The 16221-nt window shown below is 38.7% G+C and carries 14 protein-coding genes and 1 pseudogene; 13 read left to right on the top strand and 2 right to left on the bottom strand.

Annotated features, from left to right (window positions below):
* Positions 1 to 3 precede the first annotated feature (3 nt).
* Positions 4 to 1629, bottom strand: a complete 1626-nt coding sequence (locus RU93_RS05965; RefSeq protein WP_071874700.1) for a PucR family transcriptional regulator — start codon at positions 1627 to 1629, stop codon at positions 4 to 6.
* 475 nt (positions 1630 to 2104) lie between these two features.
* Between RU93_RS05965 and RU93_RS05960 the strand changes: the two genes are divergently transcribed.
* The 10 genes from RU93_RS05960 (at position 2105) to RU93_RS05915 (ending at position 12249) form a co-directional block, all read left to right on the top strand.
* Positions 2105 to 2995, top strand: a complete 891-nt coding sequence (locus RU93_RS05960; protein ID WP_071874699.1) for an oxamate carbamoyltransferase subunit AllH family protein — start codon at positions 2105 to 2107, stop codon at positions 2993 to 2995.
* Positions 2985 to 4538 carry an acyl-CoA synthetase FdrA gene (gene fdrA, locus RU93_RS05955; protein WP_071874698.1) on the top strand — a complete coding sequence of 518 codons (1554 nt, stop codon included), beginning with the start codon at positions 2985 to 2987 and terminating at the stop codon, positions 4536 to 4538. Before RU93_RS05960 ends, fdrA begins: the two co-directional genes overlap by 11 nt.
* Positions 4539 to 5966, top strand: a complete 1428-nt coding sequence (locus tag RU93_RS05950) for a YlbE family protein (protein WP_071874697.1) — start codon at positions 4539 to 4541, stop codon at positions 5964 to 5966.
* Positions 5963 to 6898: a carbamate kinase gene (gene arcC, locus RU93_RS05945; RefSeq protein WP_071874696.1), complete on the top strand. Its 936-nt coding sequence runs from the start codon at positions 5963 to 5965 to the stop codon at positions 6896 to 6898. The genes RU93_RS05950 and arcC overlap by 4 nt, the downstream gene beginning before the upstream one ends.
* Before the next feature lie 337 nt (positions 6899 to 7235).
* Positions 7236 to 8429: an MFS transporter gene (locus tag RU93_RS05940; RefSeq protein WP_071874695.1), complete on the top strand. Its 1194-nt coding sequence runs from the start codon at positions 7236 to 7238 to the stop codon at positions 8427 to 8429.
* Between the two features lie 285 nt (positions 8430 to 8714).
* Positions 8715 to 8852: a hypothetical protein gene (locus tag RU93_RS12070; RefSeq protein WP_071874694.1), complete on the top strand. Its 138-nt coding sequence runs from the start codon at positions 8715 to 8717 to the stop codon at positions 8850 to 8852.
* Positions 8853 to 9106: 254 nt separating this feature from the next.
* A complete protein-coding gene (gene folE / locus RU93_RS05930; RefSeq protein ID WP_071874748.1) occupies positions 9107 to 9757 on the top strand; it encodes a GTP cyclohydrolase I FolE in 651 nt (216 codons plus the stop codon).
* A 35-nt stretch (positions 9758 to 9792) separates the two neighbouring features.
* Positions 9793 to 10557, top strand: a complete 765-nt coding sequence (locus RU93_RS05925; RefSeq protein ID WP_071874693.1) for an SDR family oxidoreductase — start codon at positions 9793 to 9795, stop codon at positions 10555 to 10557.
* A gap of 120 nt (positions 10558 to 10677) precedes the next feature.
* Positions 10678 to 11709 carry a M42 family metallopeptidase gene (locus tag RU93_RS05920; RefSeq protein ID WP_071874692.1) on the top strand — a complete coding sequence of 344 codons (1032 nt, stop codon included), beginning with the start codon at positions 10678 to 10680 and terminating at the stop codon, positions 11707 to 11709.
* 99 nt (positions 11710 to 11808) lie between these two features.
* On the top strand, positions 11809 to 12249 hold the full coding sequence (locus tag RU93_RS05915) for a hypothetical protein (RefSeq protein ID WP_084131217.1): 441 nt from the start codon (positions 11809 to 11811) through the stop codon (positions 12247 to 12249).
* Positions 12250 to 12381: 132 nt separating this feature from the next.
* On the opposite strand, the gene RU93_RS05910 is transcribed toward RU93_RS05915, so the two are convergent.
* Positions 12382 to 13347: a phosphoglycerate dehydrogenase gene (locus tag RU93_RS05910; RefSeq protein ID WP_071874691.1), complete on the bottom strand. Its 966-nt coding sequence runs from the start codon at positions 13345 to 13347 to the stop codon at positions 12382 to 12384.
* A gap of 207 nt (positions 13348 to 13554) precedes the next feature.
* Between RU93_RS05910 and RU93_RS05905 the strand changes: the two are divergent.
* From RU93_RS05905 to RU93_RS05895, 3 genes and pseudogenes are all read left to right on the top strand, one after another.
* Positions 13555 to 14591, top strand: a pseudogene (locus RU93_RS05905) (oxidoreductase).
* A 206-nt stretch (positions 14592 to 14797) separates the two neighbouring features.
* A complete protein-coding gene (locus RU93_RS05900; RefSeq protein ID WP_071874690.1) occupies positions 14798 to 15667 on the top strand; it encodes an SAM hydrolase/SAM-dependent halogenase family protein in 870 nt (289 codons plus the stop codon).
* A complete protein-coding gene (locus tag RU93_RS05895) occupies positions 15664 to 16212 on the top strand; it encodes an ECF-type riboflavin transporter substrate-binding protein (RefSeq protein ID WP_071874689.1) in 549 nt (182 codons plus the stop codon). Before RU93_RS05900 ends, RU93_RS05895 begins: the two co-directional genes overlap by 4 nt.
* The last annotated feature ends 9 nt before the right edge of the window (positions 16213 to 16221 follow it).

Below are 16221 nucleotides of genomic sequence, written 5' to 3'. Positions count from 1 at the left end.
GCACTAGTCCTCTGATTGGCGACTCGCTTCAATCCAGAGATAGATGTGATAAGCAACCGTTACATCAGCAATTCTTAATTCCTTGCGGATATCAATCCCCAAGTCTTTCAAACGATTCACGCGATATCGTAAGGTATTATAGTGTATAAACAACTTTACAGCAGCTTCTTTTAGATTGAATCCAGTTTGAATCAATACATAGAGCGTTTCTAATAACTGGCTGTTATGTTCTTTGTCATGTTGTATGACTTCGCCAAGAATACTATCAACAAATTTTTCTAAAATATCTTGATTTTTGATTTCTCTTAAAACGCTGTAGATTAGATTATCTTCAATATGACTAATAAAAGAATTTGTTTCTAATTTTCGTCCGATACGTAGACTAGTTTGAGCTTCTCCGTATGCTTGTGGAATGTTTTTTGTATCTAAAATTGGACTGGATATTCCGATACCCACGTCATACTCAGGGCTTAATATTTCTAAGATGAATTGCCCGATTTCTTTCATCTTTTTTTTGCTATCATCTATGAAAGCAGAATTGACAAAGATAACCAGCGAATCATCTAAGAAGGTTAGCATAATTTTATTTGGAGAAGTGAATAATTTTCTACTAATAAGTTTTTGAATAGTGCTTTGAGTAATAAGCTCTTCATAGGTAGCACGGACTAAAGAAGCATTGGAACTATAAACTTTTAGAACAAGTAAAATCTGTGGAAATTCTAATTCCCAACCGTAAAGTTTCGCTGTATGTAGGGCATCCATTTGTGAGATCTCAGTTCCTTGCAAAAGATCACGAACAAATGAATCTTGGAAGTTGCGTTCTTTTTCAGCAACTGCATAATTTTTATAAAATGCTGTAGCCAATAGCAATGATGCTTCTTCTACAACCATCATGAGATTCTTATTTGTACTTTCAGGTTGTAAAAGAATTAAATAACCAAAAATTCGCTTGCTTGCTTCAATTGAATGAACGAGTAAATCATGAGGTAAGTAACTATTTTCATCTATCTCAATCGAGACTAAGGAATTCCCATGGTAAGGAAGTTCAGTCTGAACTTCTATTTTACTTTCTTTCAGCGTTGGGGAAGTCGCGAGAATATTGTAGGTACTATCTAGTAGAATCACAGGTGCTTGAATCAATCTTGAAAACTCATTTACAAGACTATCGATATCATGTCCTTTTAAAAACAACTTCATTAATTGATAGTGAACAGAATTAAGAAAAGAAATCTGATTGATATGCTCATCCAAAGAAATACTCATAATATCCATGGCAAGTGAGGATAAGTTATCACTTCCGTGTAATTCTATCAAAGGAAAGTTTAATTCTTGCGCTTGAGTAATCATTTTTTCAGGAATCTTATCTATATACCGCCCAACTTTAATACATAAACCTGTAGCATCAGATTGTAACAGACGAGGAATCAACTCATCTATTGCTTTTTTATCGCTGTTGATAGGATACAGCGTCGTTAAAATAAAACTTTTTGCCTCAAGAAAAGGGAAAATATCTGGCACTTCCATTAGAGTCGCTTTTCTCACTTCATTGTCCAAACTCTTTTCCCCAGCTAATAATAGCGCATGTTCAAAGCCGTCCAGAGACAAAACATCTTTTATAGTGATTGCCATAGTATATCTCCTTTAAAAATACGAGTGTGTCTAGTTTGATCCAATATCTCACTCTTTTTTAACCGTTTGCAACATCATAACATATATCTTCTAGCAAAAATACCTTACTCAAATTATTGTAAAAAACAAATATAAGATGATTGAGGCTATTTTCTTCCTATCATTTATTCCGAGCGATAGACTGAATTATGGCGTCGAGATTTTAGTAATTTTATGATAAGCAAAATTATTTTTTATGTCACATTTTGACAATGATAATTTTTTTTTCGCGTGTTAATATGACATTAAATAATAAATAAAGCGCTATCAATTGCTTTTTTTCAATGAAACGTAAGAAGATAGCGTGTGTATTATGGTGCATAAGATTGTCAAATAACACTAATTGTTAGAGTGTAAATTAAAAGAGAAAATACCTGCTACTTTAACAAAATATAGACAGAATAGAGAAGTTTGGAGGTGAAAATTAGAGAACGTTATGGACATACAGATAAAGAAAATGGACCGTCAGCTATGCGAACAGTTCCGCATCCTGAAAGAGGAAAACAGTCATGGAAGAATCGTCAATAAATTTGATAAGGTCATCAACATAGAATTTTCTTGTCCGCATCAGTTGATAGCCATAGCAGTTGATAACGTGGTTTCTTCTCCCTGTATGTTAAAGACAAAGGATAGAATTTCTTTTATGCAATTACACGATTCATCGTATATAGGAGATGCTGTGTTCTTTAATCAAGAGGAATCTTTTCGAATAGGGATGTCTACAGTGTATTACGAGAACGCTTCAACATGGTATTACCCGTTGCAATTCATATATTTAAGTCTTGGTGAGATGCGTAAGAAAGATTATTTATTACTAGCTTATTTGAAAGAACATGGAAAACCTGGTGGAGTCCTAGAGGCTTATTTAAAGCATAGAAACGTTCAAGGAAATAGTTCTCCGCAATCTATTTATAATCAGCATTACATTCAATTATTCACGCAACTCGATAAGGAGTTAACCGTAGAAAATCTATTACGATTTATTGGTTTAGGTATAGGTCTGACCCCATCTGGAGATGATTTTGTAACAGGTCTATTAGCGGTACTACATTGCTACGGAATGGGAAATGAGGATATAAAAAAACTACTCACACAATTCAAAGCAGTGGAGTTTACAAATAGAACCACAGTGGTGAGTTATTTTATGATAAAAAATATGTTGGAAAGCAATATCAATCAGGCGTTATACGACTATCTGATTCGTTGTGGATCAGCTCAAGAGGTGCTCAAAATCGGATCTACGTCAGGTACTGATATGTTGTCTGGAGTAAGTTTCGGATTAAGTTATTTACTAAAAAGAAAAGAGGGAAATGTTTATGGAAATTAAAGTGATTATTGAAAAAAATGCTTACCACGATTCCGTTACACTAATGTCTTTATCGGGGAAAGTTTTGCAACAAGAGGGCGTTGTCGAGGCAGTCGTGTCGATGGCTACAGCTATGAACAAAGAATTGTTAGAAAATGTAGGAATGAGTACGGAAGAGGTACAAAATGCAACTGAAAATGATTTGATTATTGCGGTCAAATCTAAAAGTGAAGTTGAATTGGAACAAGCGCTAAACTACATTAATGAACAATTGAGTTCTAAAAAATCATCTAACAATAAACAAGGGATCCAAAGTGTGACGACCTTTAAAGGTGCCCTGAGTGCGTTACCTGAGGCGAATATGGCAGTAATTTCAGTTCCTGGAGAATACGCAGCTAGAGAAGCTAAGCAAGCGTTGAATAATGGATTGAATGTCATGTTGTTTAGTGACAACGTATCTATCGAAGATGAGAGAGAACTGAAATTACTGGGTGCTGAGAAGAAATTACTTGTTATGGGTCCAGATTGTGGAACAGCGATGATTAATCAGACGGGGCTTTGCTTTGCAAATGACGTGAGAAAAGGAGCGATTGGGCTAGTTGCTGCTTCGGGAACCGGATTGCAAGAAGTAGCAGTTCAGATTAACCGCTTAGGCTATGGAATCACACATGCAATTGGAACAGGGGGTAGAGATTTACATGAAAAAATAGGCGGAATCATGATGTTAGAGGGATTAGAACTGTTGAATGAAGATGAAGACACGAAAGTCATTACACTTATTTCGAAGCCGCCAGCGAAATCAATTCAAGAGAAAATCTTAAATAAAGTTAGAGAAATATCAAAACCAGTAGTAGTTTGTTTCTTAGATGGGGATAAAGAAGCGATCGAACAGTCAGGTGCTATTTTTGCACCGACACTGATTGAAGGCGCTCGGCAATCTATTCTAGCTCTTGATGAAAACGCTATTTTTGATGTAGGATTACGTGCGGATGAAAAAGATTGGGTTGCTCAAAAGATCAAACAATTATCTGATTCTCAAAAGTACTTAAAAGGATTATTTTGTGGAGGAACTTTAACTGCTGAAGCATTATCTTTATTGAGAGAAGAAATTGACGGTTTAAAGAGTAATGTAGCAAAATTACAACATGAAAAATTAGAAGATGTTAGTGCTAGCGATACTCATATTCTATTAGATACGGGAGATGATGTGTTTACGAAAGGCAAGCCACACCCAATGATTGAACCGAATTTGAGAAATGAACGGATTATAAAAGAAGCAAAAAATGAAAATACGGCAGTTTTATTGCTGGATTTTGAAATTGGATATGGCTCTCACGAAGATCCTGTCGGTGAGTCATTTGAAACGCTGAAGGAAGCACAAAAAATTGCTGAAGAAAATGGTCGTTCACTCCCAATCGTAGCGTACATTTGTGGTACTGATACCGATAAGCAAGGATTGACAGAGCAAGAAAATAAACTAAGAGAACTTGGTATATTTGTTGCTGAAAGTAATGAGAAGGCAAGTAAAATAGCAGGAATGATTGCAAAAAGGGAGGTTGTTTAAATGGCGAACAGTAAAAATATTTTAAATGAAAAATTACGTGTAATTAATATTGGGACATCAAAATTCAAAGATGACCTAGATTTGCAACAAGTCGAATCGGTTCAATACGATTGGAGACCACCCGCAGGAGGAAATGCTCAGGTGATTGAAGCTTTGGATTCCTTAAAAAACATCAATAAAATTGAAGCAGCAAATCAAGAAGTAATAAAAATTATCAAAGAGGCTCATCCATTCTTGATAGATATCGATCAAGCCATCAATGTGATTCCAAACATGCATAAGAAACTTATTCTACATGCGGGTCCACCAATCAATTGGGAAAGAATGGCTGGTCCGGTAAAAGGTGCAATTGCAGGAGCGCTAATGTATGAAGGATTGGCATCTAATGAGAAAGAAGCCGAAGAATTAGCATCATCAGGAGAAATTGAATTTGCCCCTGCCCACCACTATAATGCGGTAGGTCCTATGGCTGGAATCATTTCTGCATCAATGCCCGTTCATATTGTTGAAAATCGGATACACGGGAATAAAACGTTCTGTACAGTCAATGAGGGTCTAGGAAAAGTACTTCGTTTTGGAGCGAACTCCCAAGAAGTATTGGATCGCTTAAGCTGGATCGAGAAAACTTTTGCTCCTGCACTTAAGAAAGCTTTGGCTCTTACAGATGGGATAGATTTGAAATCTATTACATCTCAAGCACTCCATATGGGAGATGAATGTCACAATAGAAATAAGGCAGCTACAAGTCTATTTTATCGCGAAATTAGCGATTATTTCTTACAAACAGATTTAACGAAAGAAGAAGTCAGAGATGTTACTCGTTTCATTCGTGAAAATGATCATTACTTCTTGAACTTATCTATGCCTGCGAGTAAATCTGCATTGGATGCTGCACAAGGTGTGAAATATTCTACCGTAGTGACCACGATGGCTCGAAACGGCGTAGAATTCGGAATTCGCATAAGTGGCTTGGGTAATGAGAAATGGTTTACCGCACCTGCGAACTATATCAAAGGAATGTTTTTCCCAGGATATACTCAAGAAGATGCAGCGCCTGATCTGGGAGATAGCACGATTACAGAAACAATGGGCATTGGGGGATTTGCGATGGCTGCTTCACCTGCAATTGTTCAGTTTGTTGGTGGGGATGTAGAAGATGCGATACACTATAGTGAGCAAATGTATGAAATAACAGTAGGTGAAAATAGTAATTATTCTATTCCTAACTTGAACTTTAGAGGTGGCGCTTATGGGATTGATATTCTTAAAGTTATCGATACAAATATTTTACCCGTAATCAATACGGGAATGGCTCATAAAGAAGCAGGTATAGGACAAATCGGTGCGGGGATTGTTCATCCACCATTTGAGTGTTTTGAGAAAGCATTCATTGCGTTTATGGAAACATATAAGGAGGAAATTAGATGAGTAAGGTTATGATAGCGCTTGGCGGAAATGCTTTGGGAAACAACGCTATAGAACAAAAGGAATTAGTAAAAAATGCAGCGGTCGCTATTGTAGATATGATTGAACAAGGGCATGAAGTAGTTTTATCTCATGGAAATGGGCCGCAAGTCGGAGCAATTAACTTGGCATTTAATGAATATAGCAAAGTTAAAGGAGACGAAATTTATAGTATGCCATTTCCAGAATCTGGCGCGATGAGTCAAGGATATATCGGCTATCATTTTCAAAACGCACTAAGAACAGAATTATTGAACCGTGGCATTCTAAAATCAGTGGTTTCTTTAGTAACACAAGTAGTGGTTGATAAAGAAGATCCAGCTTTTCAAAATCCATCGAAACCAATCGGTCCATTTTATACAAAAGAAGATGCAAATAAATTAATAGAAAATTCAGGTGATACTTATATTGAAGATTCAGGAAGAGGTTATAGAAAAGTGATACCTTCACCTGAGCCGGTAAAAGTGATAGAAGCAGACTTGATGAAACAAATGGTTGATAACGGACATATTATTATTGGAGCAGGAGGTGGCGGGATACCGGTTATTGAAGAGGGAAATGAATTAGTCGGGATTGAAGCTGTGATTGACAAAGATAAAGCGAGTGAGAAGTTGGCAGAAGAGTTAGATCTCGATGTATTCTTTATCTTAACAGCCGTTGATAGAGTTGCAATCAATTTTGGAAAACCGAATCAGGTAGAATTGGAAGATATTAGCGTATCACAAGCCAAAGAATACATAGCTGAAGGTCATTTTCCACCGGGAAGTATGCTTCCTAAAGTAGAAGCAGCAATAAAATTTGTGGAATCTAAACCTGGGCGCCAGGCAATCATTTCGTCACTCGAAAAAGCGAAAGAAGCTATTTTAGGTAATACCGGTACAGTAATCCATAACTAGCATCTATACGATAGTTTAAGAAAAAATCATTAACACTTTAGATACCATCATTATCTAAACTCGACTTTCATTAACAGTAAGGGTTTGGATATGGAACTGAATATTTTTATGCTAATAGAGATTTCCTTTCTAATTGTAGTGTTAGTCAACTAACATCTTTTAGATTGGAACTCTTTTTTTGTTGCCCTTTTCCCGAAAAAATGGCTTGAAGAAACCTAAGAGGGAAGGTATGATGAAGCTGGTTCAAAAAGTATTTGAAATTAGCGATAAATCCTTGATTTGCGAGCTTAGGATGTAGAGGTGCGAAGGGATTTATCACAATCAAAGTGAGGTCACGATGGAGAAAAAGTTGCATTATCAATATGTGATGTTGCAGTGTAGTTTTTATGCGATGTCCGCCTGTTTTATTGGTTATATGGTACCTGTTTTACAAACACAAGGATTTAATCATACGCAAATTGGTTTTTTCTTGGCGCTACGAGCGTTATTTAGTGTCATTTTTCAACCGATTATTGCCAATGTGATGGACAAATTTAAGTCTGTGATTTCTTTTAATCAATTGATTGCGGTGATGATCATCATTAGTATGATGATGACTGGGATTCAAATTTTAAATCCGGGATTTTTTGGAATGACGTTCATTTTTATGATGTATGGCATTGTGACTTATGGGATGGTTTCATTTATCGATGCGATGTCGACGTTATATTTTTATAAAGGTCAGAAAATTAACTATCCGGTGGCACGGGGGGCGGGTTCATTGAGCTATGCGATTAGCGCGCTTTTGATAGGCTTGTTTGTCGCTCCGGAACGGATTTTAGTGGCGCAATTTTTCTTATTTTTTCCGTTGCTCTTTTTTATTTTGAAAATAGATCGTGTGAAAGGGGCCGATGCCACGCATCATGAATCCGAAAATCAGTCTTTTTCTTATCCTGCATTATTGCGTGCGTTTCCTTTTTTCAAATTATTTTTAATCGCGATTATTTTTTCGTTTATTGGAAAAGAATTAAGTTCGAGTTTTTTAATTGATGTGTATCGTTCGTTAGGTGGGAATAACCGTGATTACGGCTTGGGAACTTTTTTACTGGCTGCGAGTGAAATCCCTGCCGCGATTATTTTTACGCGTCTAGCGGATCGCTTAGGGATTTACCGATTAATGTTATTATCGTTTTTCTTTGCATTTTTACGGATTTTCTTGATTATGTTAGCACCGAATCTGTTGCTTTTAAATATCGCACAAATGATGCAAATGCTTGGGAATGGCTTGTTTTGGGCCGGGAATATTCAATTTATCCGGACGATTCTTCCTGCGAAAGATGCGGTGAAGGCGCAAGCCGCCGTTGGAGTTTGTTACTTAGGAATTGGTAGTGGTGTCGGTAGTTTACTGAGTGGTGTGATTTTGGAAGCGACTAATTTAACGACGCTTTTAGCGACTGCGAGTTTCTTTTCATTAATCGGCTTTTTCATTTTATTATCAGGTCAGAAATATGAACGGTCTGCAGATTCACTAGGGCAGAACCATTCGCTATAGCAAGAAGTGAGTGGACATGAAAGAGCGATGTTGTTAGCGTGAATTGTCTTTTATTTCATTAAGATTGTCTGTTAGAAGCGAACTTTTATTTGTGAGTTGACACTTTTTCATGTATGATTACGAAGGAAGATCAAGCGAATATTGTCAAGAGAAAGACAGACGAATCCTCATCCTTTTTGGAACGAAGGGCTGTAAAGTAGGGCGTGCTTTCTCATGTATAAAACAATTAATGATTCATTCTAATAATGGTAGTGTCAGTGTTACGGAATAAGAGGAGTGTATGAAATGAATCCACAAGAGAAAAAAGAAAAAATGCTCGAGTTAATTAAAAAGAAACAAAGTGGCGGCCGGTCAAAAGACATGGAAGCACCAAAAAATGATCGTAAGAATATGCGTAAGGGTCCAAAGATTTACAATAAATAAGTCATAAAAAAGACAGTTTCTCCCATCAGAGAAATTGTCTTTTTTTATGGAAACTGTGGCTGTCGCCTAACACCTCTAAATGGTTATCCACAACATTTAATGTGGATAAGTAAAGACGTTTTAGGATCGTACTTCAAAAAGAGTGTCTTTTGGTAAAGGAAAGTCTCAATCAGTTGTGTTATTTGACAAAGATTTTTATACTTGAGGAGGAAACACAAATTACATAAGTAGGAATGAGAAGGGAAGTGGCAGAGATGATTGATGAAAAAAATGAAATCCGTGAAAAACAATTGTTAATGAATAATTTTCCGGAATTAGCCAGTAATCCAGCGTTGTTAACGCCTAAATTGGAGGAAATGATGATGCTTGAAGATGCGATGAAGCGATTGATTGATTTTTGTGGGGATGATTCTGATCGAGAAGGCGTACGCGAGACTCCGTACCGTTTTTTGAAAGCGTTTTTAGAATATACTCAAGGTTATCGAGAAGATCCAAAGGCGCATTTGCACAAAATTTTTGATGTTCCATATCAAGAGTTGGTGTTAGTCAAAGAGATTGAATTTTATTCGATGTGTGAACATCATTTCGCGCCTTTTTTTGGTGTGGTGCATGTGGGGTATATCCCTAATGAAAAAGTGACGGGACTCTCGAAAATCGCCCGGATGGTAGAAGGTTATGCACGCCGTTTTCAAGTCCAAGAACGTCTGACAATGCAAATAGCGGAAGCGTTAGAGGAGATTCTTGAACCGATTGGGACAATGGTGGTCGTAGAAGCTAAACATACGTGTATGTGTAGTCGTGGGGTCAAAAACACGAGTGCCATGACGACGACGTCAGCTGTCAGAGGGATTTTTGCTGAAAAAGCGGAGGCGCGTGCAGAATTTTTAACCCTTATTAAAGGCTAAGCGTGTTTTAAATCAGGAAAAAAGGGGTTGGAATCATGAAAAATAGAGTCGCATTGGTGACGGGTAGTGCGAAAGGGTTAGGAAAGATGAGTGCAATTGAACTGGCGAAAAAAGGCATCAATCTGGTGATTAATTACGTCCACAGTCAAAAAGAAGCGGAAGAAACAGCGGCGTTTATTACTAAAACATATGGTGTTAAAGTACTTGTTCTTCAAGGCGATATGGCGAATAGGTTAGATGTACAGCGAGTCACGACCGAAAGTATCGCCAAGATGGGCAGTATCGATATTCTGGTGCATAATGCCGGTCCTTTTATTCGAGAAAAGAAAACGATCAGTGAGTATACCATCGTGGAGTGGCAACAGATGATTGATGGAAATTTGAATAGTTTTTTCTATTTATTAAAAGCCCTACTACCCGTGATGCAAGCCCAGCGCTGGGGTAGGATTGTCATGCTCGGTTTTGATCGAGTTGGTCAGACGCCTGCTTGGAAGTATCGTGGCGCTTATGCTGCGGCTAAAACGGGGAGTGCCTCATTGATTCGAACGCTTGCTTTAGAAGAGTCCGACAATGGGATCACAGTCAATATGGTTTGTCCGGGTGATATTACGAGCCAGTGGAAAGAAATGACGATAGAGGCTGCCCGAATGGTGGCTGATCCCCAGATGCGTCCGGAAGTGGGAGAAGATATTGCGCGAACAGTGGCCTTTTTATGTGAGGATAATGCCGATAAAATTTCGGGTGCAATCATTGAGGTGACCGGTGGCAAAGACGTATTAGCAAAACGAAACCAAGAATGACACGGTGGGATAAAAAGGCCGATGTTTTACTCCATAACAAATTTTGTTTTCTGCTGAAAGACTCCTCACCGGTCAAAATATCCGCTATAATAAAAAGGTATTGAGTAAAGGAGTGTTTTAATGGAGAACTTATTAGAATTAACAAAAAGCTTAACCACAATCCCTTCACCTACAGGTTACACGACTGAAATTATGTCGTTTTTAGAAGAGGAATTAGGAAAAATAGGGTATGATACGCAACAAAATCGTAAAGGCAGCTTAATTGTGACCGTTCCGGGTCAAAATACGGAACAACAACGCTTTATTACGGCGCACGTGGATACATTAGGCGCGATTGTTCGAGCGATTAAACCTGACGGACGACTTAAAATGGATTTGATTGGTGGATTTAAATACAATGCGATTGAAGGCGAATATTGTACCGTTCATACGCAAGCAGGCAAAGAAATTACTGGTACGATTTTAATGCATCAAACGAGTGTTCATGTCTATCAAGACGCAGGGACAGCGGAACGAAATCAAAGCAATATGGAGATTCGCTTGGACGAGAAAGTGACCAATGCCGAAGAAACACAAGCGTTAGGAATTGAAGTGGGCGATTTTATTAGTTTTGATCCCCGTACTGAAATCACACCGAGTGGTTTTATTAAGTCGCGTCATTTAGATGACAAAGTGAGTGCCGCAATTTTAGTCGCATTTTTACAAAAAATCAAAGAAGAAAACATTGAATTACCGTATACGACTTGCTTCTTATTTTCAAATAATGAAGAGATTGGGTATGGCGGCAATTCAAACATTGATCCGCGTGTCGTTGAATACGTAGCGGTGGATATGGGTGCGATGGGTGATGACCAACAAACCGATGAATACACGGTTTCTATTTGTGTCAAAGATGGAACGGGACCATATCATTTAGGGTTACGTAATCATTTTGTGGCGTTATGTAAAGCGCACGATATTCCTTATAAATTAGATATTTATCCGTTTTATGGCAGTGATGCTTCTGCGGCGATGCGTGCAGGAGCAGATGTGAAACATGGACTAATTGGTGCCGGAATTGAAGCAAGTCACGCTTACGAGCGGACCCATCGTGATTCGATTGAAGCGACGTATCGTTTAGTGGAGACTTATTTACTAAGTCCAATGGGATAGAAGAATAGCTCAAAAAAGGTTGTGACCCACGAGCGTCACAACCTTTTATTCTATTAAATTGTGGGTAAATAAAATAAAAAGCGGAAGGAGTTTTCCACAGTGGATAACTTTAAGGAAAAGATACTGACAATAAAAGAGCTTCAATTGAGCCAATTATTTTTATCGCATGCGAAGATTGTGAAAATAAATGAATGGTTTTCGTCTGATTTGACGAACTTTTCACCAATTACGATTCGTTCCTTTTCGTGGAGTGAAAAACCAGTCCTCATCGACGGCCATACACGAGCCTTTGTTGCGGCACAAAAGGGCGTTCGAGCTTTGCCAGTGATCATAGAGGAGGACATCATCTCTGACGAATTAGAAAATCTGTATCACCAATGCGTGGATTGGTGTCAAGTGGCACAACTACACGAGATTCTTGATTTATCTGACAAAATTGTGTCGCAAGCAGAATATGAAGATTGTTGGATTGGTCGTTGTGAGACATTTTTGGCGAAGCAAGACAAATCGCAGAAACCTCTCAGTGATCCAACTATTTGAGGGGGTAATAAGGGATAAAAGGCTGCTCTAGCCAAAATGATCCGTCATGCGAGTCATGAAAAGAGCCCCTTTTTTTAATGATTCCTCCAGTTTATCAGAATAAGATCATTTTTCATTCCACTCGCAAGTACGTTAATATCCTGAAGTCAAGTCGACCTCGTTACGGGCTAGCGTTCCTGTTTGAAGGTAGCTCGTGAGATTGGCTTCGTAAATCGTCATGATTTTTTGTTGGAAGTGCCGCACTAGTCCTGCAATATGCGGCGTAATCATCACATTTTCCATCGTCCATAACGGACTGGTTTCTTCAAGTGGTTCGGTCTCGAACACATCGAGACCGACAAAAGAAAGTTGTTTTTCTTCGAGTGCTCGAATGATTGCCGCGGTGTCGACACTTGCGCCACGCCCAACGTTAATAAACTGCGCACCAGGTTTGACCTGTGAAAAAAAGGCGTCGTTATAAAAATGATGCGTTTCATTGGTTAACGGCAAGATATTCACGACAATATCAAATTTATTGAGATGAGTGCATAAGTCGCTTTGACGATAAACGGTAGCGAAATGCTCGAGTTGTCGTCCACTACGATTGACCCCGGAAACCTCCACGCCCAGTGCAGTTGCGATACTTGCAAGTTGCTGCCCAATCTTTCCGGCACCGATAATGACCATTTTTTTCCCGTTTAATTCATCATAGGTAATTTCTGTATGCGGTAACCACTGTTTGGCTGTTTGCGCACGAATCGCTGTTTGAATCCCTCGATAACGTGCTAAAAGCATCCCGATAACCGATTCGGCAATCGGAATTGCGTGAATCCCACTCATATTACTCAGTAAAATCCCTTTTTCTCTTAACGTTACAAGGTCGAGATAATCAACGCCAGCACTATTGGCTTGGATCCATCGCAAGTGACTCTTTTCTAAAGCTAAAATGTCTTTGCCAATTTCCGGATCCCACCCTAGCATCATTTCCACAAACGGCAACTCTGACGTGGTTGGTGGATTTTCTTGTGTGCGAAATTCATAGTTCGGCGCTAGTTGGTGTAATGTTTCTTGATGACGGGCGTCTAGTTCTTGAACAAGATAAATGATTTTCGATTCCATAATAGAAGCTCCTTTACGATGTGATACTTTCAGTGTAACAAAGATTCGTAAAAGTAGAAACGAATGGAGTGTGGTAAAATACGAAATAGGCGTCATTTAGAAATTGACAACCAATCAAATCATCTTTGAAATGCGAACAGTAGCGATTGTTACGATCAATCGTTACCTCGTCAATCGAAGCGAAAGTATAAAGGAGAGAAAAGAAGCATGTCATTATTGTTGTCACCAGTTAATTTAGCGAAATTGTCTTTAAACAATCGGGTAGTCATGCCACCGATGTGTATGTATGAAGTCCATGAAAAAGATGGCGAAATCACGCCGTTTCACGTTGCGCATTATGGCGCGCGTGCGATTGGGAAAGTCGGACTGATTATCATTGAAGCAACCGCCGTAACACCCGATGGTCGCTTAACCGATCAAGATTTGGGACTATGGAACGACACTCAAGCACAAAAACTACAGGAATTAGTGGATAGTCTTCATTTTTTAGGGAGCAAGGTTGGGATTCAGTTAAATCATGGTGGACGAAAAGCCAAAGATGCGATTTATCCATTAGCCCCGAGTGCCATTACATTTAGTGCAGCGTATCAAACACCACATGTGAGATGACGCTTGATGAGATTCGGCAAGTGCAACAAGCCTTTATTGAGGCAACTAAACGTGCCGTAACAGCGGGCGTTGATATGATTGAATTACATGGGGCACATGGCTATTTAATCAATCAATTTTTATCTCCTCAAACGAATCAACGGACGGACGAATATGGTGGGAGTTTAGAAAATCGGTATCGTTTTGTGAAAGAAATCATTGCGGAGATTCGTCAGTTTTACCAAGGTTCCCTCTGGATTCGGTTGTCCTTAACGGATTATGCTCCCGATGATGAACAAAATAGTCTCGAAGAATGGCAAGTAATTGGGCGATGGTTGGAAGCAGATGGGATCGATTGTCTCGACATCTCAACCGGTGGTGTCCTTGATCGTACGCCTAATATCCCGGTTTATCCCGGTTATCAAGTACCCTATGCTGTTGCCTTGAAACAAGCCGTGACGGTTCCGGTCGTTGCCGTAGGGCTACTGGATAATCCGGGCTTGTGTGAATCATTATTACAGACTGGACAAGTTGATTTAGTCGCGATTGGGCGAGGCTTAATCCGAAATGCAAATTGGTTAGCCGACGCTGCAACGGACCTACACGATCAGGAGTTTGAAGTCTTTAATGGATCGTATGCGAGAGGGAAAAAATAATGAGTGTTAATGAAACGCGTCATTAGAGGATGATTGTCTCGTTAATCAATTAAATGAGAATACCATGATAAAAATAAGTGCTTTTTTTAAATCTAAGATCTAATCAAGTCTTTAAAATCAATCATTTGCTTTTTTTTTGATTGTATTTCATCTCCAAAGATTGTAAAATGATGAGAATTAAATGAAAAGAGCAGGTGGACAATGCGATGGCAAACGATTTAGTTTTACAAACAGATTTTGGTTTAGGGGACGGTGCGGTTAGTGCGATGTATGGCGTGGCGAGAATGGTCAGCGGGGAAATTAAAATTAGTGATTTAACGCATGAAATTCCGCCTTACGATATTTGGGTAGCGTCTTATCGTTTATACCAAACGGTTAAATATTGGCCAGCAGGGACCGTTTTTGTCTCAGTCGTTGATCCTGGTGTGGGAAGTACACGTCGGAGTATCGTCTGCAAAACAACATCCGGCCATTATATTATTACGCCGGACAACGGCACATTAACGCATATACAGCATTATGATGGGATTGAGGAGATTCGTGAAATTGATGAAATCACCAGTCGTTTACCGCATTCGGAAGAAAGCCACACGTTTCATGGACGGGATATTTACGCTTATAATGGCGCCCGTTTAGCAAGTGGTGAAATTACCTTTGAAGAATTAGGCGACGTGACAGCCTTAAATAGTGTCGAATTATTGACGATAGACGAAGCAAAAATTGAAAATAATCGCTTAACCGGTAGTATTGACGTGCTTGACGTTCGTTTTGGTTCACTATGGACGAATATTCCATTAGCATTTTTCAAACAAACGAATATTACACATGGCGATTTATTACAAGTAACGATTTATCATAAAGGGAAAAAAGTGTATCAAAATTTACTTCAATTTGCGAAGTCATTTGCGGATGTGAACATTGGAGAACCGTTGGTGTATGTCAATTCTTTAGTCAATATTGGCATTGCCGTCAACCAAGATTCGTTTTCTGATTTGTATCATATTGGCACGGGGATTGACTGGAAATTAGAATTACGCAAAGCGAAGAAAATTATTTTTGAGGAGGAAACAGAATGAAAAAAGAACTTTCAGTTAAAACAATTGTTGCCATTGGGATTGGGTCGGCAGTTTTTGTCATTTTAGGCCGTTTTGCAGTGATTCCTATTTTTACGAATACCAACCTTGAAACATCGTATCCGTTCTTGGCGTTAATGTCAGTCGTTTACGGACCGGTTGCAGGAGCTTTAATCGGTTTGATTGGTCACACGTTAAAAGACTTTACAACCTATGGGAGTGCGTGGTGGAGTTGGATTGTCTGTTCTGGGATTATAGGCTTGATTTATGGCTTCGCAGGACGTAAAATTAATTTACGACAAGGTGTTTTTGATAAAAAAGACATGATCACGTTTAATGTCTATCAAGTGATTGGCAATGCCATAGTTTGGGGATTAATTGCCCCAACGTTAGACGTATTAATCTATAGCGAACCCGTAAATAAAGTCTATACGCAAGGTCTTATTTCTGCGAGTTTAAATATTGTCGCAGTGGGAATTATTGGCACATTATTAATGAAGGCTTATGCTGCAACACAAATTAAGCAAGGTAGCTTAAAAAAAGATTAGGTAGATGAA

Origin of the sequence: Enterococcus aquimarinus (assembly GCF_001885765.1) — a bacterium.
In the GTDB taxonomy this organism is placed as follows: domain Bacteria; phylum Bacillota; class Bacilli; order Lactobacillales; family Enterococcaceae; genus Enterococcus_I; species Enterococcus_I aquimarinus.
This window is presented reverse-complemented; position numbering and strand designations above follow the sequence as displayed.